20 protein-coding genes are annotated in these 18,601 nt (G+C 67.5%); 13 read left to right on the top strand and 7 right to left on the bottom strand.

Translation table 11 applies throughout. The features are described 5' to 3' along the window. The first annotated feature begins 169 nt into the window (after positions 1 to 169). The gene (locus HNQ73_RS00560; protein WP_183331211.1) at positions 170 to 373 is read left to right on the top strand and encodes a hypothetical protein; all 204 of its coding nucleotides are present in this window, start codon (positions 170 to 172) and stop codon (positions 371 to 373) included. 155 nt (positions 374 to 528) lie between these two features. Here the strand turns inward: HNQ73_RS00560 and HNQ73_RS00555 are convergent, their stop codons facing one another. Next, positions 529 to 987 carry an SRPBCC family protein gene (locus HNQ73_RS00555; RefSeq protein WP_183331209.1) on the bottom strand — a complete coding sequence of 153 codons (459 nt, stop codon included), beginning with the start codon at positions 985 to 987 and terminating at the stop codon, positions 529 to 531. Positions 988 to 1,156: 169 nt separating this feature from the next. Between HNQ73_RS00555 and pcaD the strand changes: the two genes are divergently transcribed. Further along, complete coding sequence (gene pcaD / locus HNQ73_RS00550; RefSeq protein WP_183331207.1) at positions 1,157 to 1,933, top strand: 3-oxoadipate enol-lactonase; 777 nt, start codon at positions 1,157 to 1,159, stop codon at positions 1,931 to 1,933. 6 nt (positions 1,934 to 1,939) lie between these two features. On the opposite strand, the gene HNQ73_RS00545 is transcribed toward pcaD, so the two are convergent. Both HNQ73_RS00545 and HNQ73_RS00540 read right to left on the bottom strand, forming a co-directional pair. Continuing rightward, the gene (locus HNQ73_RS00545; RefSeq protein WP_183331205.1) at positions 1,940 to 2,476 is read right to left on the bottom strand and encodes a flavin reductase; all 537 of its coding nucleotides are present in this window, start codon (positions 2,474 to 2,476) and stop codon (positions 1,940 to 1,942) included. Positions 2,477 to 2,560: 84 nt separating this feature from the next. Next, positions 2,561 to 3,244 carry a GntR family transcriptional regulator gene (locus HNQ73_RS00540; protein WP_183331203.1) on the bottom strand — a complete coding sequence of 228 codons (684 nt, stop codon included), beginning with the start codon at positions 3,242 to 3,244 and terminating at the stop codon, positions 2,561 to 2,563. A gap of 440 nt (positions 3,245 to 3,684) precedes the next feature. Between HNQ73_RS00540 and HNQ73_RS00535 the strand changes: the two genes are divergently transcribed. From HNQ73_RS00535 to HNQ73_RS00510, 6 genes are all read left to right on the top strand, one after another. Beyond that, positions 3,685 to 4,602, top strand: a complete 918-nt coding sequence (locus tag HNQ73_RS00535; protein WP_183331201.1) for an ABC transporter permease subunit — start codon at positions 3,685 to 3,687, stop codon at positions 4,600 to 4,602. Positions 4,603 to 4,616: 14 nt separating this feature from the next. Then, positions 4,617 to 6,020, top strand: a complete 1,404-nt coding sequence (gene livM / locus HNQ73_RS00530) for a high-affinity branched-chain amino acid ABC transporter permease LivM (RefSeq protein WP_183331199.1) — start codon at positions 4,617 to 4,619, stop codon at positions 6,018 to 6,020. Further along, on the top strand, positions 6,020 to 6,862 hold the full coding sequence (locus HNQ73_RS00525; protein WP_183331196.1) for an ABC transporter ATP-binding protein: 843 nt from the start codon (positions 6,020 to 6,022) through the stop codon (positions 6,860 to 6,862). The genes livM and HNQ73_RS00525 overlap by 1 nt, the downstream gene beginning before the upstream one ends. 14 nt (positions 6,863 to 6,876) lie before the next feature. Then, a complete protein-coding gene (locus HNQ73_RS00520) occupies positions 6,877 to 7,629 on the top strand; it encodes an ABC transporter ATP-binding protein (RefSeq protein WP_183332166.1) in 753 nt (250 codons plus the stop codon). A gap of 10 nt (positions 7,630 to 7,639) precedes the next feature. Further along, complete coding sequence (locus tag HNQ73_RS00515) at positions 7,640 to 7,993, top strand: DUF6867 family protein (RefSeq protein ID WP_183331194.1); 354 nt, start codon at positions 7,640 to 7,642, stop codon at positions 7,991 to 7,993. 119 nt (positions 7,994 to 8,112) lie between these two features. After that, on the top strand, positions 8,113 to 9,240 hold the full coding sequence (locus HNQ73_RS00510) for a branched-chain amino acid ABC transporter substrate-binding protein (protein ID WP_183331192.1): 1,128 nt from the start codon (positions 8,113 to 8,115) through the stop codon (positions 9,238 to 9,240). Between the two features lie 81 nt (positions 9,241 to 9,321). Here HNQ73_RS00510 and HNQ73_RS00505 read toward each other — a convergent pair whose 3' ends face one another. After that, positions 9,322 to 10,050, bottom strand: coding sequence for a cytochrome c biogenesis CcdA family protein (locus HNQ73_RS00505; RefSeq protein ID WP_183331190.1), 729 nt, complete (start codon positions 10,048 to 10,050; stop codon positions 9,322 to 9,324). A gap of 105 nt (positions 10,051 to 10,155) precedes the next feature. Between HNQ73_RS00505 and HNQ73_RS00500 the strand changes: the two genes are divergently transcribed. After that, positions 10,156 to 11,172 carry a P1 family peptidase gene (locus HNQ73_RS00500; protein WP_183332164.1) on the top strand — a complete coding sequence of 339 codons (1,017 nt, stop codon included), beginning with the start codon at positions 10,156 to 10,158 and terminating at the stop codon, positions 11,170 to 11,172. On the opposite strand, the gene HNQ73_RS00495 is transcribed toward HNQ73_RS00500, so the two are convergent. Next, positions 11,145 to 12,392, bottom strand: coding sequence for an NAD(P)/FAD-dependent oxidoreductase (locus HNQ73_RS00495; protein WP_183331188.1), 1,248 nt, complete (start codon positions 12,390 to 12,392; stop codon positions 11,145 to 11,147). The genes HNQ73_RS00500 and HNQ73_RS00495 overlap by 28 nt on opposite strands. Positions 12,393 to 12,591: 199 nt before the next feature. On the opposite strand from HNQ73_RS00495, the gene HNQ73_RS00490 reads away from it, so the two are divergent. Beyond that, complete coding sequence (locus HNQ73_RS00490; RefSeq protein WP_183331186.1) at positions 12,592 to 13,563, top strand: sodium:proton symporter; 972 nt, start codon at positions 12,592 to 12,594, stop codon at positions 13,561 to 13,563. 5 nt (positions 13,564 to 13,568) lie between these two features. On the opposite strand, the gene HNQ73_RS00485 is transcribed toward HNQ73_RS00490, so the two are convergent. Then, positions 13,569 to 14,819: a glycosyltransferase gene (locus HNQ73_RS00485; RefSeq protein WP_244649825.1), complete on the bottom strand. Its 1,251-nt coding sequence runs from the start codon at positions 14,817 to 14,819 to the stop codon at positions 13,569 to 13,571. Between the two features lie 235 nt (positions 14,820 to 15,054). Here HNQ73_RS00485 and rpe point away from each other — a divergent pair, with 235 nt between their 5' ends. From rpe to HNQ73_RS00470, 3 genes are all read left to right on the top strand, one after another. Further along, the gene (gene rpe, locus HNQ73_RS00480; protein ID WP_244649827.1) at positions 15,055 to 15,738 is read left to right on the top strand and encodes a ribulose-phosphate 3-epimerase; all 684 of its coding nucleotides are present in this window, start codon (positions 15,055 to 15,057) and stop codon (positions 15,736 to 15,738) included. A gap of 28 nt (positions 15,739 to 15,766) precedes the next feature. Continuing rightward, positions 15,767 to 17,074 (top strand): adenylosuccinate lyase, encoded by a 1,308-nt coding sequence (gene purB / locus HNQ73_RS00475; RefSeq protein ID WP_183331182.1) that lies wholly within the window; start codon positions 15,767 to 15,769, stop codon positions 17,072 to 17,074. 75 nt (positions 17,075 to 17,149) lie between these two features. Next, entirely contained in the window at positions 17,150 to 17,701 is a 552-nt protein-coding gene (locus HNQ73_RS00470) for an RBBP9/YdeN family alpha/beta hydrolase (protein WP_183331180.1), read from the top strand. 120 nt (positions 17,702 to 17,821) lie between these two features. Here HNQ73_RS00470 and rpsD read toward each other — a convergent pair whose 3' ends face one another. Further along, positions 17,822 to 18,439: a 30S ribosomal protein S4 gene (gene rpsD / locus HNQ73_RS00465; protein ID WP_183331178.1), complete on the bottom strand. Its 618-nt coding sequence runs from the start codon at positions 18,437 to 18,439 to the stop codon at positions 17,822 to 17,824. Positions 18,440 to 18,601: the final 162 nt, after the last annotated feature.

Genomic DNA, 18,601 nt, shown 5'->3' with positions numbered 1-18,601 from the left:
CGTGGGGTACACTCGCCGCGGGGCCTCTGACAGGCATGGACTCGCCGGACGGCTGCGCTGGTATCGCCAAAGCCGTGCTGTTTCCGGCCGCCAGCGCCTCTCCGCCCCCTTTGTGCGGCCGCCCTCCGGTCCTGTGCCCACCGGAAACGCCCGCCTCGCGGAGAGCTTGATGCGCATTCACTCCGTACTCGGCCGCCAGGAGGAGCGCGGCAAGGAGAGCCAGGCGCGGGGAGCCGGCCGACTGCGGCAGCGGCCTGCTGTGCCGCTGCGGCCGCTCATGCTCGGTGAGCCACTGGGTGCTCTTGCCGATCTCGCGGCGATACTTGTCGATGTCCTGCGCCTGCCCCTTGGCGACCTGCGAGTGCAAGGATGAAATCCGGCCCATGTCGAACCCTCTCACTGGAACTTGATCGCCCCGTTGTCCTACATCCGGCTTCGCGGCGTCAGCGGGCAGACAGCGAATTCAGATTTCCAGTGAGAGAGCGAAGCAGAATCCAGGCGCGGAGGGGCCCGGGCTGGCCGGGGCTGTCAGGTAGCCTCCTGCGGCGCCAACAACTTGGCGAAGTTGGAGAAGAACTCGTCGGCGTATTTCTTGGCGACGCCATTGATCAGCCGCCCACCGAGCTGGGCGAGCTTGCCGCCGACCTGCGCCTCGACGTCGTAGGTCAGCTTGGTGCCTTCCGGCACCTCGGAGAGCTGCACCTTGGCGCCGCCCTTGGCGAAACCGGCAACGCCGCCCTCTCCCTCACCCGTGATCGTGTAGCCGTTCGGCTCGTCGATGTCCGAAAGAACGACCTTGCCCTTGAAGGTCGCCTTCACTGGCCCGACCTTGACCTTCGCCACGGCGCGAAAGCCATTGTCCTGCGTCCGCTCCAGTTCCTCGCAGCCGGGGATGCAGGCTTTCAGCACCTCCGGATCGTTGAGTTTCGCCCAGACCGTGGCACGGTCCGCCGGCAGGATGTTCTCGCCGGTCATCGTCATGGCCATGGGTCGCCTCCCTCATCTTCGCCGCTTCTCAGAGCTGGCCGTTTCGATGTGCTCCAATCTACGCAAGAACGGGCGCGCGGCCAGCCCTTCCCACGCGGGGCGCCATTGCCCCTTGCGCAGCGGCACAACCTGCGCGAGACCCGTGGAGACTGAATGACGGAGGGGGCAGATGATCATCGACATCGCGGGCGAGCCGTTCAACGTGCATCTCGACGGACCCGAGAACGCTCCGGTTCTCATGCATTCCAACTCGCTGTCCTCCGACATGTCGATGTGGGACGCGCAGGTGCGCGCCTGGCAGGGCCAGTTCCGCATCCTGCGCTACGATTCGCGCGGGCACGGCGGCTCAGTCGCACCCGACAGGCCCTATTCCATCGAGGAGCTCGGCCGCGACGCCATCGCCATCCTCGACCATTTCGGCATTGAGAAGGCCCACTGGTGCGGCCTCTCCAAGGGGGGCATGGTCGGCATGTGGATGCTGACGCACGCGCCGGAACGGCTAGGACGGGTCGTCCTCGCCAACACCTCCGCCCACATGGGCCCGCCCGAGCTGTGGAACGGCCGCATCCGCACGGCGCGCCGCGGCGGCATGGAGGCGCTCGTCGATGCAACGGTCGAACGCTGGTTCACGGCCAGCTTCCGCGAGCGGGCGCCGGAGCGGATCGCGGCCATCCGCAAGATGATCCTGGGCACGCCGGTCCAGGGCTATGCGGGATGCTGCGCCGCCATCCGCGACATGGACCAGCGCTGGTCGATCCGCTCCGCGAGGAACCCCGTGCTGGTTGTCGTCGGCGCGCACGATCCCGCCACACCGCCGGCGGCCGGCCAGCAGATTCACGAGGCCATCGCGGGCTCGAAGCTGGTCACGCTCGATGCAGCGCACATCTCCAACATCGAGGCGGAGGCTGCGTTCAACGAGGTGGTGGGCGCGTTCCTGCGCAGCTGAGGGCCCTCACAGGGCGTGGTAGCGACGCCCCTTGTAGACGAGGCTGTCTCCCTCGGCGCCCATGGCGAGAGCGCGCACCTCGCCGATGAGGATGCGGTGCGTCGCGGCGTCGATCGCCTCCACGAGGCGGCAGTCCATGGCCGCGCGCGCCGTGACGAGTGCCGGCGCGCCCGTGTCCAGTGTGGTCCAGCCGCCAGTGCGAAAGCGGTCGGCGCCGAAGACGCCGGTGCGCCCGGCGAAGACATCTGCGAGCGCCTCTTCATTGCCCGGCAGCAGGTTGACACAGAAGACGCCGTTGGCCTCCAGAACCGGCAGGATCTGGCTCGCCCTGTTGAGGCACACGAGCAACGTCGGCGGCCCGTCCGATACCGCCGTCACCGACGTGGCGGTGAAGCCCATGCGTCCCGCGGCCCCAGCCGTCGTGATGACATGCACGGCGCCGGGCACGCGGCTCATGGCTTCCCGAAACACCTGCTCAGACGGCGTGGCGACGTGGTCGTCATGCGCATCGCCGAATGCGTCGTCTATGAAAACCCGGTGCATCAAGGCCTCCTGCGGCCTTCCATATGGCGCGGCACAAACCGCGAAGCAACCGGCGCAGGGCGAGAACCGGGGAAAGATGCCGTGCTAGAGACGGCTGACGGCCTCCTTGATGGTTTCGCGCACGTGGGCGACGAGCGATTCCGCTGCCGCCTCGGCCGCCTCAGCATCCCCCGAGCACACCGCCTTCAGCAGCTCTGCATGCCGCTCCGCCGCCGGCGCGAGGTCACTCTCGCGGCGGAAGAAGAGCCATGCCCGCCGGGCCATCGCCTGCAGCGGCACGAGCGCCCGGGCGGCATAGGGGTTGCCCGAGAGTTCCGCGAGAATCCGGTCGATCGCCTTGTCGGTCTCGACGAAGCCGCCGATGTCGCCCACGGCAGCTGCCCGCGCCATCGCCCCCGCCATTTGCTCCGCCAGGGCCTCCTCTGCCCGGCCGGCTCGGCGGGCGGCTGCTGCCGCCACCAGCCGTTCCACGGCGGCGTAGACGTCGAGTGCCACGAGCACGTCGAGCGGGTTGACCTCGGACACGGCGATCCCCTTGCGGGGAAAGACGCGCACGAGCCCGTCATAATGGAGTCGCTGCAGCGCTTCCCGCACCGGCGTGCGCCCGAAGCCGACCCGCTGCGACAGGTCGTTCTCCGTCAGGCGGGCGCCGGGAGGCAGATCGAGCCGCACAACCATGTCCTCGATGGCCCGGTAGGCCTGCTCGGCCAGCGACCGGGCCTCGTCCGCGCCCGGTGAACATGTATCACTGCTTATAGAACTCATCATGGAAACCTGCGTTCACCAGCCCGCAGGAAAGAAAGGGGGATGAGAGCGCAGCAACAATAGATCTATTGCATATAATATATTTATTTATGCAAAGAAAACGGAGAATTTTTTCCACATCTATAGTATACTAGCAGACGAGCCGCTTCGCGGAATCGACAGAAGGCGCCCGCGCCGTCGCCCTCCTTCGGGGCGCGACGGGGCCGGTCGCGATGGCTGTGGAGGGCGAAAGCCGGCTTCGCGAAATTTTCGGTCGCAAGCGCGGCCCCAATCGGAACATCCGTTGCTTTTTGCCCGCCGGCGCAGCCTGGCCAATTGTCTTGACCAATCGCCGTTGCTAAGCACAGAGTTGTTCCGGTGGTCTCTTTCCTCCCCGTGTTTTCGCCGACACGAGGCGGACGATAAGAAAAACAAGAGACTGCCCATCAGGGGAACGGTCGATTATGGAAGTCTTCGTACAGCAGCTCATCAATGGGCTGACGCTGGGGTCTATCTATGGCCTCATCGCCATCGGTTACACGATGGTTTTTGGCATCATCGGCATGATCAATTTCGCCCACGGTGATGTCTTCATGCTCAGCGCGTTCATCGCGCTCATGCTCTTCCTCTTCGTCACGGCCTGGCTCGGGATTGGCTCGATTGCCATTGCGCTGATCATCGTCATGATCGGCGCCATGCTGCTGACCTCGCTGTGGGGCTGGACGCTGGAACGGATGGCCTATCGCCCGCTGCGCGGCTCCTTCCGCCTCGCGCCGCTGATCTCGGCCATCGGCGTGTCGATCTTCCTGTCCAACTTCGTCCAGGTTTCGCAGGGCGCGCGCAACAAGCCGATCCCGCCCATGGTGCGCGACGTGATCGTGCTCTTCGAGCGCGACGGCTACGCGGTGGCCCTGTCCTACAAGCAGATCATCATCATGCTCACGACGGCCGTGCTGCTCGCCATCTTCTGGTACGTCGTGCAGAAGACGCCGCTCGGACGCGCCCAGCGCGCCTGCGAGCAGGACCGGCGCATGGCCGCCCTCGTCGGCATCGACGTGGACAGGACGATCTCGCTCACCTTCGTGATGGGCGCCTCCCTCGCCGCCGTCGCGGGCACCATGTATCTGCTCTACTATGGCGTCGTGAGCTTCGCCGACGGTTTCGTGCCGGGGGTGAAGGCCTTCACCGCGGCCGTCCTCGGCGGCATCGGCTCCCTGCCGGGCGCCGTGCTGGGCGGCCTCATCATCGGCTTGGTGGAGACGTTGTGGTCGGCCTACTTCTCCATCGAGTACAAGGATGTCGCGGCTTTCTCGCTGCTCGCCATCGTCCTCATCTTCATGCCGTCCGGCATCCTCGGCCGGCCTGAGGTCGAGAAGGTATGAGAGAGGCGCGGACAATGGCCCTGAACACATCCCATGCTCCCGCCATCGCCGCGCCCGGAGCCGCCTCGTCGGTCACGGGCGCTCAGGTCGCCACCGCCCTGCGCGAAGCCGGCATCGCCGCGCTGCTGACGCTGGGGCTCTCCATCCCCATCCTCGCCTTCAAGACCGAGCAGAACCAGTCGAACGCGCTCTACCTCCAGCCGCGCTGGGGCGTCGTCGCCGTCGTCTGCGGGCTCATCTTCCTCGTGCGGTTCGCAGTCTGCCTGCGGGCCATGCGCCGGGCCGCCGCGCCAGCGCGCCTCAAGGCGCCGGCGAGCCCGTTCGTGCAGAAGCTGTTCGGCATCGCCGTGCCGCTCTTCCTCGGCGTCGCCCTCACCTACCCGCTGCTCGCCTCCCTCGCGACAGGCGGGCTCGCCGGCGCACGCTACTGGATCGACCTCGGCATCCTCATCCTCACCTATGTGATGCTCGGATGGGGACTCAACATCGTCGTCGGCCTCGCGGGCCTGCTCGACCTCGGCTACGTCGCCTTCTATGCGGTCGGCGCCTATTCCTATGCGCTCTTGTCGACGACGTTCGGCTGGTCGTTCTGGCTCTGCCTGCCGCTCGCCGGCATTCTCGCCGCCTTCTGGGGCATCATCCTCGGTTTCCCGGTGCTGCGCCTGCGCGGCGACTATCTCGCCATCGTCACCCTCGCCTTTGGCGAGATCATCCGCCTCGTGCTCATCAACTGGGTGGAGCTAACCAACGGCGGCGCGGGCATCTCGTCCATCCCGCGCGTCACCTTCTTCGGCGTGCCGTTCGACTCGAGCGAGAACGGCTTTGCCTCGCTGTTCGGCATCTCCTACAGCCCGATGCACCGGATGGTGTTTCTCTACTACCTCATCCTGGTGCTGGCGCTGGTCACCAACGTGGTCACCATCCGCCTGCGGCGCCTGCCCGTGGGCCGGGCGTGGGAAGCGCTGCGCGAGGACGAGATCGCCTGCCGCTCGCTCGGCATCAACACCCGCAACACCAAGCTCACCGCCTTCGCCATCGGCGCCATGTTCGGCGGCTTCGCGGGCTCGTTCTTCGCCGTGCGGCAGGGGTTCGTATCGCCCGAGAGCTTCAACTTCCTCGAGTCGGCGATCATCCTGTCGATCGTCGTCCTCGGCGGCATGGGCTCGCAGGTGGGCGTTGCCGTGGCAGCCATTATCATGGTCGGTGCGCCCGAGCTGCTGCGCAACCTCGGCTTCCTCAAGCAGGTCTTCGGTGCGGACTTCGACCCCAACGAATATCGACTGCTCATCTTCGGCCTCGCCATGGTAGCCATGATGGTCTGGCGGCCACGCGGTCTCGTCGGGCACCGCGAACCGTCGATGGTACTCACCGAGCGCAAGGCCATCTCCGGCTCGCTCGTCAAGGAAGGTCACGGCTGATGCGCTGGCAAGAAGACCCCATACTCGAGGTCCAGCATCTGAAGATGCGTTTCGGCGGCCTCGTTGCCGTCAACGATCTCTCCTTCAGCGTCGGCCGTGGCGACATCACGGCCCTCATCGGCCCGAACGGCGCCGGCAAGACGACGGTGTTCAACTGCATCACCGGCTTCTACCGGCCAAGCGAGGGCATGCTGTCGCTGCGCCACGCCGACGGCACCACCTACCTGCTCGAGCGGCTGCCGGGCCACGCCATCTCGTGGAAGGCGAAGGTTGCCCGCACGTTCCAGAACATCCGCCTGTTCACGGGCATGACGGTGCTGGAGAACCTGCTCGTCGCCCGCCACAACCCGCTCATGATCGCCTCCGGCTTCACGCTGCTCGGCCTCTTCGGCCTGCCGAGCTTCCGCGAGGCGGAGCGGCAGGCGGTGGAACAGGCCAAGTTCTGGCTGGAGAAGATCAACCTCATCGACCGGGCCGACGACCCGGCCGGGGACCTGCCCTACGGCGCCCAGCGCCGTCTCGAGATCGCCCGCGCCATGTGCACGGACCCAATCCTCCTGTGCCTCGACGAGCCGGCCGCCGGTCTCAACCCGCGAGAGAGCCACGAGCTCAACGAGCTGCTGCTGTCGATCCGGCGGGACCACGGCACGTCGATCCTGCTCATCGAGCACGACATGTCGGTGGTGATGGGCATCTCCGACCACGTCGTGGTGCTCGACTATGGCACCAAAATTGCAGATGGCACGCCCGAGGAGGTGCGCAACGACCCGAGCGTCATCGCCGCCTATCTCGGCGTCGAGGACGAGGAACTCGACAAGGTGGAAGCGGAGGTCGGCCTGTGAGCGACGCAGCAACCATGCCCGCGCCGGCCCAGGCGCCCGCGGGGCGCACGCCCCTTCTCTCCATTCGGGGCGTCAAGACCTATTACGGCAACATCATCGCCCTCAAGGGTGTCGATCTCGACGTGCACGAGGGCGAGATCGTGACGATGATCGGCGCAAACGGCGCCGGCAAGTCCACGCTGATGATGACGATCTTCGGCAACCCGCGCTGCCGCGAGGGAACGATCACCTACGCCGGCCGCGACATCACGCACATGCCGACGCATGAGATCGCGCATCTCGGCATCGCCCAGTCACCCGAGGGCCGGCGCATCTTCCCGCGCATGACCGTCTTCGAGAACCTGCAGATGGGCGCCGCCATCAGGAACTTCGCCCATTTCGACGAGGACCTGGAGCGCGTCTGCACCATGTTCCCGCGCCTCAAGGAGCGGCTCAACCAACGCGGCGGCACGCTCTCCGGCGGCGAGCAGCAGATGCTCGCCATCGCCCGCGCGCTGATGAGCCGGCCGCGGCTGCTGCTGCTCGACGAGCCCTCGCTCGGCCTCGCGCCGCTGGTGGTCAAGCAGATCTTCAACGTCATCCGGGAGCTCAACGAGCGGGAAGGCATGACGGTCTTCCTCGTCGAGCAGAACGCCTATCACGCGCTCAAGCTCGCCCACCGCGGCTACGTGATGGTGACGGGAACCATCACCCTCCAGGGCACCGGGAAGGAGTTGCTCGAAAACCCGCAGGTCCGCGCCGCCTATCTCGAAGGCGGAGCCCATTGAGGAGCGCGCGATGCAGGGCATCCTTTATGAAGAAAGCTCCATCCTCCTCTTTCTCCTTGTCACCTGCATCATGGGTGGCTGGGCCGCCTGGATGACAGGGCGGGCGGTGGCGCTCATCTGGGCGCCCGCCTGGCAGGCTGTGCTCTATCTGCTTGCCCTCGCCTGGGGGGTGCGCTTCATCCACTTCGCCCTCTTCGAGGGCACGCTGCTGTCGCTTCACTATTACATCGTGGATGCGATCGTTCTTCTCGTCATCGGCCTCATCGGCTTCCGCTATACACGCGTGCGGCAGATGACGACGCAGTACCGCTGGCTCTACGAGCGCACGGGTCCCCTGACCTGGCGGGAGAAGAACAGCGGCTGAAACCGCGTTTGCGAGTGACTCTCGCCCCAATCGGCGCAAGATTGCGCCCAAGGCGAGAGGCTCGCCGACCGGAGCCCCGGGGGCGGGGCCCGGCAATATAACCACCAGAGGAGTCACAGATGAAGAAAGTGCTGTTGACCGGGATTGCACTCGGTCTTGGCCTCGCCTTCGCCAGCGCCGCCAACGCCCAGGTGAAGATCGCGGTCGGCGCCCCCATCACGGGGCCGAATGCCAGCTTCGGCACCCAGATGAAGAATGGCACCGAGCAGGCGGCCGAGGACATCAACGCCGCCGGTGGCATCCTGGGCCAGAAGATCGAAGTCATCGTGGGCGACGACGTGTCGGACCCCAAGCAGGGCGTATCCGTGGCCAACAAGCTCGCGGGTGACGGCGTCCAGTTCGTGGTCGGCCACTTCAATTCGGGCGTGTCGATCCCGGCCTCGGAGGTCTACGAGGAGGCGGGCATCCTGCAGCTCTCGCCGGCGTCCACGAACCCGCAGTACACGGAGCGCGGGCTGTGGAACACCATCCGCATCTGCGGCCGCGACGACCAGCAGGGCCAGGTGGCGGGTGACTATCTCGCCAAGAACTTCGCCGGCAAGAAGGTCGCCATCGTCCACGACAAGACCCCCTACGGCAAGGGTCTCGCCGACGAAACGATGAAGTCCATGAACGCCAAGGGCCTCAAGGAAGTCATCTACGAGGGCATCAACCCCGGCGAGAAGGACTATTCGGCCCTCGTCTCCAAGCTCAAGGCGGCGAACGTGGACGTCGTCTACTTCGGCGGCCTGCACACCGAGGCCGGCCTCATCATCCGCCAGATGCGCGACCAGGGCCTGCAGGCGCCCCTGATGTCCGGCGACGGCATCGTCTCGAGCGAGTTCGTCTCCATCGCCGGCCCCGGCGCCGAGGGCACGCTCATGACCTTCGCGCCCGATCCGCGCAAGAACCCGGCCGCCAAGGAGGTCGTCGAGCGCTTCCTGAAGACCAAGAACTACGACCCCGAGGCCTACACGCTCTATAGCTACGCGGCGGTCGAGATCATCAAGCAGGCGGCCGAAGAGGCCAACTCCCTCGATCCGCGGAAGGTCGCCGAGGTGATCCATTCCGGCAAGGTCTTCAAGACCGTGCTGGGTGACCTCTCCTTCGACAAGAAGGGCGACATCACCCGTCCGGACTACGTCATGTACGTCTGGAAGAAGGGCCCCGACGGCAAGATCGACTACGCCGGCAACGAGATCAACTGATCTCGGTCACGGCCGGGAACGGGCCCGCCTCCTCGAGGCGGGCCTTTCCTTTCCGGGCTGCACGATGGACCGGCCAGGCGCTCAGCCGAGCGTCGCCAGCGCCGGGAAGGTCTCCAGCAGCCAGAAGGACACGTCCGTCAGCGCCCCCGTGAGGAAGGCGATGCCGGTGAGCACGAGCAGGCCGCCCATCACCTTTTCCACGAGGTGGAACTTCGAGCGCATGCCACGCAGGAGCGCGACGAAGGGCTTCATGGCGAGCGCCGCCAGCAGGAAGGGAATGCCGAGGCCCGCGGAATAGGCGGCAAGCAGAAAGGCGCCACGCCCGACGCTCTCCTCCGAGCCGGCGACGGCCAGGATGGCGGCGAGGATGGGGCCGATACACGGCGTCCAGCCGAAAGCGAAGGCAAGCCCCATCACGTATGCCCCCCCGAGCCCGGCCGGCTTGGCGACATCGAGCCGTGCCTCCCGGTAGAGGAAGGACAGACGGAAGACGCCCAGGAAGTGCAGCCCCATGACGATGATGGCGATGCCGGCCACGGTGCCGAGCACGTCGACATAGCGGCGCAGCAGCTGGCCGAAGGCCGAGGCTGTCGCGCCGAGCATGACGAAGACGGTCGCGAAACCGAGCACGAAGAAGAGCGCGGAGAACAGCGCCCGACGGCTGACGCTGGGCTCGCGCCGCTCTGTCAGCTGGTCGAGGGTGGTCCCGGCGAGATAGCATAGATAGGGTGGCACGAGCGGCAGGACGCAGGGGCTGAGAAAGCTGACGAAGCCGGCGAACACCGCGGCGGAAGTGGAAACGTCGGTCATGGCGCTGCTCATATCCGCAGCCCCGGCCCGGCGAAAGGCGGTGAAATGCCACCTCGCCCCCTTGTGATGGACCGACTGTCACGGCAAGCATCGGGTATGGGCAATCTGCGCAATCTCATCACCGACGTGCCCGGCCTTCGTGTCGGCAACGCCCACGACGAGGCATCGGCAACCGGCGTGACGGTGGTGGTCTTCGACCGGCCGGCGACGGCGGGCCTCTCCATCATGGGCGGCGCTCCAGGCACGCGCGAGAGCGCGTTGCTGGAACCGGAAGCGACCGTGAGCGCGGTCGATGCCATCGTCCTGTCCGGCGGCTCTGCCTACGGGCTCGATGCCGCCGGCGGCGTCATGCAGGCGCTCGCGGTGCAGGGCCGGGGCTTCGCCATCCGCGACGTGCGCGTGCCCATCGTGCCGCAGGCGATTCTCTTCGACCTCCTGAACGGCGGCGACAAGCCCTGGGCGCGTGGCGAAGGTGAGCCGCCGCATCGCGCCCTTGCCAGGGCCGCCGTGGCTTCGGCCGGCGTCGACTTTCCGCTGGGCTCGGTCGGCGCCGGCTACGGGGCAACGACCGTCAACCTCAAGGGCGGGCTCGGCTCCGCGAGCACCGTCACCCGCACCGGCCATGTCGTCGCGGCGCTCGTCGCCGTCAACGCCGTCGGCTCGGCGACCATCGGCGACGGGCCGCATTTCTGGGCTGCCCCCTATGAGCAGAACGGCGAGTTCGGCAACCACGGCATGCCCGCGACGGTCGACCGCCGGGCGCTCGAGCCGCGCTACAAGGGCGGACCGGGGCAGAACACAACAATCGCCATTGTCGCCACTGACGCCGTCCTCACCAAGGCCATGGCCAAGCGTCTCGCCGTGGTTGCGCACGACGGCATGGGCCGTGCGCTGCGGCCGGCCCATGCCCCGCTCGACGGGGATCTCGTCTTCGCCGCCGCGACCGGCGCAAGACCGCTGCCCGAGGACGACATCTACGCCTTCGCCGATCTCGGCGCGGCGGCTGCCGACTGCCTGGCACGCGCCATCGCCCGCGGCGTTTACGAAGCAACGGCACTGCCCCTGCCCGGCGCCCTGCTGGCCTGGCGCGACCTCTACCAGCCGAAGCGGCTGACCGAATAGGGCGAGGGGTCGGTGAGCGGTTCTTCCCCAGTCATCATCTGCGCCAGCAGGCGGCCGGTGACGGGCCCCAGCGTGAAGCCGTGGTGGTTGTGGCCGAAGGCGAACCACAGGCCCTGGTGGCGTGGTGCCGGGCCGATGACGGGGCGCATGTCCGGCAGGCAAGGCCGGGCGCCGATCCACGGCGCCGGGTCCACCCGCTCGCCGAGCGGAAAGATGCGCCGTGCCTCGGGCTCCACCCGCGAGAGCTGCACCGGCGTCGGCGGCGCATCGCGGTCGGCGAACTCGGCCCCGGTGGTGAGGCGGATGCCGCGCGTCATCGGCACGATGAGAAAACCACCCGCGACGTCGTAGAACGGGTGGTTGAGCACGGCATTACCGGCCGGGCGATAGTGCATGTGGTAGCCGCGCTTGACCGCGAGCGGGATGCGATAGCCCAGCGGGCGGTAGATCTCGCCCGACCACGGGCCGAGCGCCAGGACGACCTCGCGCGCCGTGACAGGCCCCTCCTCCGCCGCGACGGTCCAGCCACTGCCGGAGGCGGCGAGCGAACGGGCGTCACCGCGCAGGAAGCGGCCGCCCCGCTTCTCGAAAAGCTCGGCATAGGCGCGCGTGACGCCGCCTGGGTCGGGCACGCTCGCTGGATCTAGCCAGTGCAGGCCGCCAACGAAGTCGCCGGCAAGGTGCGGCTCCCTGGCGCGCAGCTCGGCTGCGCCGAGCACGTCGAGCTTGAGGCCGTAGAGCGCGGCAGTCGCCCGCGCCTCCTCCTCCGCCTGCTGGAACTCCGCCTTGTTGCGGAAACCCTTGATCCAGCCGATGCGCCGCATCATCGGCAGGATGTCGGCCTCGCGCATCAGCGCCTCATGCTCGGCAACGCAGCGCTCGATCAGCGGCAGCATCGCCTTGGCCGCCTCGGCATGGCGCCGCGGCGACGAGTGCCACCAGTACTGCGCCAGCCACGGAGCCACCCTGGGCAGGAAGGTGAGATGGTAGTGCGCCTCGGCCGAGCGGTTGAGGCCGTAGCGGATCAGCGAGCCGAGGTCGCGCGGGAAACCATAGGGCACGACGCTGGCGCGCTCGATGAGCCCGGCGTTGCCGTGGCTCGTCTCCTCCCCAGCCCCACGCCTGTCGAGCAGCACCACGGACCGGCCCCGCGCCTGCAGGTGCAACGCCGTCGACACTCCGATGATACCCGCTCCGAGCACGACGACATCCGTTTGCATGCGTTTGACCTTCTTGCTGGTGCTGAACCCGGCGGCGCATTCTGGGGCGACGACCCATTGCGGACAACGCCGACACCCGCATGGCGAAAGCACGACGCCTGCCGCCGGCGCAAGGGGCAGACGCATCTTTCGTCACGGAGAAAAGGCCGCAGGGCACGATACAAGACCGGTCGGGGAACAAAGGGGAAGGGCCAGGAACGTGTTGCAGACCATTCTCTTCAAGCCCCTGGGGCTTCTTGGCAGCCAGGGCACCAAGGCCCTCGCCGCCTCCATCTTCATCGGTCTGGCGCTGCCGCAGTTCGCGAGCCTCGCCCGCCCGCTGATTGGTACCTGCGTCTTCTTCTTCCTCGTCTTCACCTTCCTGCGCGCCGACTTCGGCACCATCCGCGCCCTCCTGCGGCAGCCGGGCCGCATCGCTCTTGCCTGGGCCTGGATCGTCGCCTCGCTCGCACTCGCCCTTGGCGGCATCGTCTTTGCCCTCGGACACGATCTCGTGGGCCCCGAGCTTGCCCTCGGCCTTGCGCTGATGGCCGCCGCCCCGCCCGTCCTCTCGGCCCCAGCAGTCGCCACGCTGCTCGGCTTCGACGCTTCCTTTCTCGTCACGGTGCTCGTCGCCAGCATGGTGACAACGCCGCTGACGGCGCCGCTGGTGGCGGAGGTGATCGCAGGTGCTGCCGTGCCGATCGACACCTCGGTCCTCGCCCTGCGCCTCGCGCTGCTCCTCGGCGGGGCGGTGGTGCTTGCGCTGGTGCTGCGCCGGCTCATCGGCCTTGCACGGATCGCGCGCGAGCGGGCGGCCCTCGACGGGCTCAACGTCGTCTTCTTCTTCATCTTCGCCGTCGGGGCCATGGACGGCGTGGCCGAGGCGATGCTCGCAAAGCCGCTTGCCGTCCTCACCGACGTGCTCATCGTCTTCGCGGTATCCTTCGCCTGCCTCGCCGCCGGTCTCGGCATGCTGGCCGCACGCTTCGGCGCGCGCGAGGCGTTCGTCCTCGGCTATGCCACCGGCCACCGCAACATGGGCCTGCTCGTCGCCGCCATGGCGGGAGCCGTGCCGGACGGCACCTGGCTCTATTTCGCCATGGCCCAGTTCCCCATCTACCTCATGCCGCTCATCCTGGAGCCGCTCGCCCGGCGCATGCTGCGCGAGCCCCTGCCGGCGCGGCGCTGAAGCGGTCAGACGCCGGCCATCGCCGGCATCCGCATACCGGCCTTCCGCGGCCGGCTGCCGGCGGCGACCGCCTCGATGAGCCGCAGATAGCGGGCGCACAGCTCGCGCTGGTCATACCGCTCCAGCATCAGCGCACGGGCGCGGCGGCGAATGTCCTCGCAGCGCTCCGGCGCATCGAGAACCTCCTTCAGGCGGCGGGCCAGCCTGTCGGGCGAGAAGAAGGGCACGAGCAGGCCAGTGCGCCCGTCGTCGATCACCTCCCGCACCGGCTCCGTATCCGAACCGACGACCACTGCGCCCGTCGCCATAGCCTCCATCATCGACCAGGAGAGCACGAAGGGTACAGTGAGATAGACGTGCGCCGCCGACACGCGCAGCGCCTGCCGCAGCACGTCGAGCGGCTGGCGACCGAGGAAGTGGAGGCGTTCAACGTCGAGCGAGAAGGTCTCGAGCGCCCATTGCTTGTAGGAGGGCTTGTCCCGCGGGCCGTAGGCGATGCGATCCTCGCCGATGACGACCACATGCACGCTCGTGTGCATTTTCTGCAGGATGGATACCGCCTCCATGAACTGCGGAAAGCCGCGGTAGGGCTCCATGCCGCGGGCGATATAGGTGACGAGCGGATCGCCCCGCCGGAAGACACGGCCGCCCACGGCCAGGGTCTCGCCCGGATCGGGCGCAAAGTAGTCCGTGTCGACGCCGTCGTGCAGCACCGTCATCCGCTTCCGGAAGATGCCGGGAAACTGCGACTTCTGATAGCGTGTCGGCGTCTGGCCCCAGTCCATCGCCGCCAAATCCTGCAGGATGGCAGTGTTCTTCATCCGGATGCGCAGCTCGGCATTCGGATCCCTCACCTCGCCGTTGAGGAAGGAGGCGTCGGAGCCGTAGGCACGATAATACCATTCAAGATAGGGCATGTAGCGCGCTTCGGGCCACAGGTCCTTCAAGAAGAGCCCGTCGCCGAAGCCGCTGTGGGCCAGCATCAGGTCCGGCCGCCAGCCGCGCGCCCTCACCGGCATGAGCGCCTTGTAGACCGCCTGCCCGCGGATGACGGCCTCCTCCGTATAGCGCAGCGCAGGGTGCACCTGCTCGCTGGCACGCCGGTGCGGCTCGTAGTCGATGCGCGGCACGGGCGAGGGCTGGCGGTTGCCGGCCCGCGACACGGCCAGGATCTCGAAGCCCTTCCTGCCGGAAAGATGCCTGATGATGCGCGCGTACTGCCCGGGGAAATTGTTGTGCAGAAATAGCAATCTCATCCATGAAACATCCGGTCGGCCAATCGGCGGCCGGCTTTCGACGGCCATCGCCCTGCAATTTCCCAGATCGTCGGGCCTCCTGCCCACCAGAGGCAGGTTGCACAATGTGCATACAGTCACGCAGCCGGGGCGGAATTCACTCATGCCTCGACCCGTTGCCCCGCCCCGCCCTCCGTGCTAGGCGGCACGCGCGGGGCCATTTCGCCCCTGCAGCATGTTCAAGCGGACGGTCCCCATGCAGCGCCCCCTCGTCATCGCCCCCTCCATCCTCGCCGCCGATTTCGCCCGTTTCGGCGAGGAGGTGCGCGCCATTGACGCCGGCGGAGCCGACTGGGTGCATGTGGACGTCATGGACGGGCATTTCGTGCCCAATATCTCCTTCGGGCCCCAGGTGGTGCGGGCCATCCGACCGCACACGAAAAAGCTTCTCGACGTGCACCTGATGATCGCGCCGGCCGACCCCTATCTGGCGGAGTTCGCCGCCGCCGGCGCCGACATCATCACCGTCCATGCCGAGGCAGGGCCGCACCTGCACCGTTCACTGCAGGCCATCCGCGCGCTCGGCAAGAAGGCCGGCGTGTCGCTCAACCCCGCGACGCCGGAGAGCGCCGTCGAATACGTGCTCGACCTCGTCGACCTCGTGCTCGTCATGAGCGTCAACCCCGGCTTCGGCGGGCAGGCCTTCATCCCGTCAGCCCTCGACAAGGTGGCGCGCATCAAGGCGATGATTGGTGACCGGCCCATCGACCTCGAGGTCGACGGCGGCGTCACCGCCGACAATGCCGGCGCGCTGGCCAAGGCCGGGGCCAACGCCCTCGTTGCCGGCTCGGCCGTCTTCAAGGGTGGCGAGAGCGCCTATGCAGGCAACATCGCCGCCATCCGCAGCGCCGCCGAGCGCGCGCGCGGCGAGCTCGTCTGATCTTCAACCGTTCAGCCAGGAGGCGAGGATGATCCCGCGCTACAGCCGCCCCGAGATGACCGCCATCTGGTCGCCGGAGACGAAGTTCCGCATCTGGTTCGAGATCGAGGCCCATGCCACGAGCGCCCTCGCCGAGCTCGGCGTGGTGCCGAGGGAGGCCGCCGCGGTCGTCTGGGAGAAGGGCTCCAAGGCCGTCTTCGACGTGGCGCGCATCGACGAGATCGAGCGCGAGGTGAAGCACGATGTCATCGCCTTCCTGACGCACCTGGCCGAAATCGTCGGGCCGGAGGCGCGCTTCGTGCACCAGGGCATGACCTCGTCGGACGTGCTCGACACCTGCTTCAACGTGCAGCTCGTGCGCGCCACCGACATCCTCCTTGCCGATATCGACGCGCTGCTTGCCGCCATCAAGCGCCGCGCCTTCGAGCACAAGATGACGCCGACCATCGGCCGCTCGCACGGCATCCATGCCGAGCCGGTCACCTTCGGCCTCAAGCTCGCCCAGGCCTATGCCGAGTTCCAGCGCTGCCGCGAGCGCCTGGTCAACGCCCGCAAGGAGGTGGCGACCTGCGCCATCTCGGGCGCCGTCGGCACCTTCGCCAACATCGACCCGCGCGTGGAAGCCTATGTCGCCGAGAAGCTTGGCCTCGCTGTCGAGCCGATCTCGACCCAGGTGATCCCGCGCGACCGCCACGCGATGTATTTTGCCACGCTCGGCGTCGTCGCCTCCTCCATCGAGCGGCTGGCGACGGAGATCCGCCACCTGCAGCGCAGCGAGGTCTACGAGGCGGAGGAGTTCTTCTCCGAGGGGCAGAAGGGTTCCTCCGCGATGCCCCACAAGCGCAACCCGGTGCTGACCGAAAACCTCACCGGCCTTGCCCGCATGGTGCGCGCCTATGTGATGCCCGCCATGGAGAACGTCGCGCTCTGGCACGAACGCGACATCTCGCACTCCTCCGTCGAGCGCATGATCGGCCCCGACGCCACGGTGACGCTGGACTTCGCCCTCGCCCGTCTTACCGGCGTCATCGACAAGCTGCTCGTGTATCCCGAGAACATGCAGAAGAACCTCGACCGGCTCGGCGGCCTCGTGCATTCCCAGCGCGTGCTGCTGGCCCTCACCCAGAAGGGCGTGAGCCGCGAGGAGGCGTACCGGCTGGTCCAGCGCAACGCCATGCCCGTGTGGCGCGGTGAGGGAGACTTCCTCTCCCTGCTGAAGGCTGACCCGGACGTGAAGAAGCACCTGAGCGACGCCGAGCTCGAGGAAAAGTTCGACCTCGGCTACCATCTCAAGCACGTCGACACCATCTTCCGCCGGGTGTTCGGAGAGGCCTGACTCTCCGCGCCGGCCTGCCCCTCCGAAGGGCCGCGCCGCCCGCAGTGGGCGGACACTTGATCTTACGGGACCGCCATGCGCACGTCCGACTGCGACATTCTCATCGTGCCCGGCTGGTCGGGCTCGGGGCCGGACCACTGGCAGACCCGCTGGGAGCAGAAGCTTTCCACCGCCCGCCGCGTGGAGCAGGACGACTGGTACCGCATCGACCTCGCGGCATGGACGGCGCGCCTCGTGGCCGAGGTCGACGCCTCGCGGCGCCCCGTCATCCTCGTCGCGCACAGCGCGGGCGTGCCACTCATCGCACATGCCGCGCCGAAGCTGCCGCAGGGCAAGGTGCGCGCAGCCTTCCTCGTGGCAACACCGAGCGAGCGCGCCGTCCGCGCCATTCCCGACGCGGATCCCGCCTTCACGCCCTTTCCGCGCGAGCCGCTGCCCTTTCCTTCCGTGCTCGTGGCGAGCCGCACGGACCAGTACTGCCCCTATGACGAAGCGGCAGATCTCGCCCTCGCATGGGGCTCTGCCCTGGTCGACGCCGGCGATTCGGGCCACCTCAATGCGGCCAGCGGCCACGGCCCCTGGCCCGAGGGGCTGATGCGCTTCGCCGGGATGCTGAAGCGGCTGTAACACCCGGCACTGCCTTCAACGCGCGGCCGTGCCGCTGCCGGCTGACGAACCGCTCCGCTCCGGGCAACAAAAAAGGCCGCATCGCTGCGGCCTTTTCGTTTCGAGTGGTCCTGGAACCAATCAGCGCGAGTAGAACTCGACCACCAGGTTCGGCTCCATCTGCACCGGGTACGGCACGTCCGAAAGGGACGGCACGCGCAGGAAGGTGGCCTTCATCTTGGCGTGGTCGACCTCGATGTAGTCCGGCACGTCACGCTCGGCGAGAGCAACCGCCTCGAGCACGATGGCAAGCTGCTTCGAGGACTCCTTGACCTCGATCACGTCACCCGGCTTGACGAGGTAGCTCGGGATGTTGACGCGCCGGCCGTTCACGCGCACGTGGCCGTGGTTGACGAACTGGCGGGCAGCGAAGACCGTCGGCACGAACTTGGCGCGGTAGACGACAGCGTCGAGGCGGCGCTCAAGAAGACCGACGAGGTTCTCGCCCGAGTCACCACGCTGGCGGATGGCCTCCTGGTAGTAGCGGCGGAACTGCTTCTCGGAAATGTTGCCGTAGTAGCCCTTGAGCATCTGCTTGGCGCGCAGCTGCGTGCCATAGTCCGACAGCTTGCCCTTGCGGCGCTGGCCGTGCTGGCCGGGGCCATACTCGCGGCGGTTCACGGGGCTCTTCGGGCGGCCCCAGATGTTCTGGCCCATACGGCGATCGATCTTGTACTTCGCCGAAATTCTCTTCGACATCGCGTATCCTCTATACGGAACGACTGTGAGGAACGCGCCCTCCTCTCCCTCGCGGGCGACAGGGCCGGACATTGCCGGACCACGGGTGCGCACGAAATATGCACGCGGGCCGTGCGAGCCCGCGAACGATGGGCGTGCATACGCGACGAGGCGGCGGTTTGT

This window comes from Chelatococcus composti (assembly GCF_014201415.1).
GTDB classification, from domain to species: domain Bacteria; phylum Pseudomonadota; class Alphaproteobacteria; order Rhizobiales; family Beijerinckiaceae; genus Chelatococcus_A; species Chelatococcus_A composti.
This window is presented reverse-complemented; position numbering and strand designations above follow the sequence as displayed.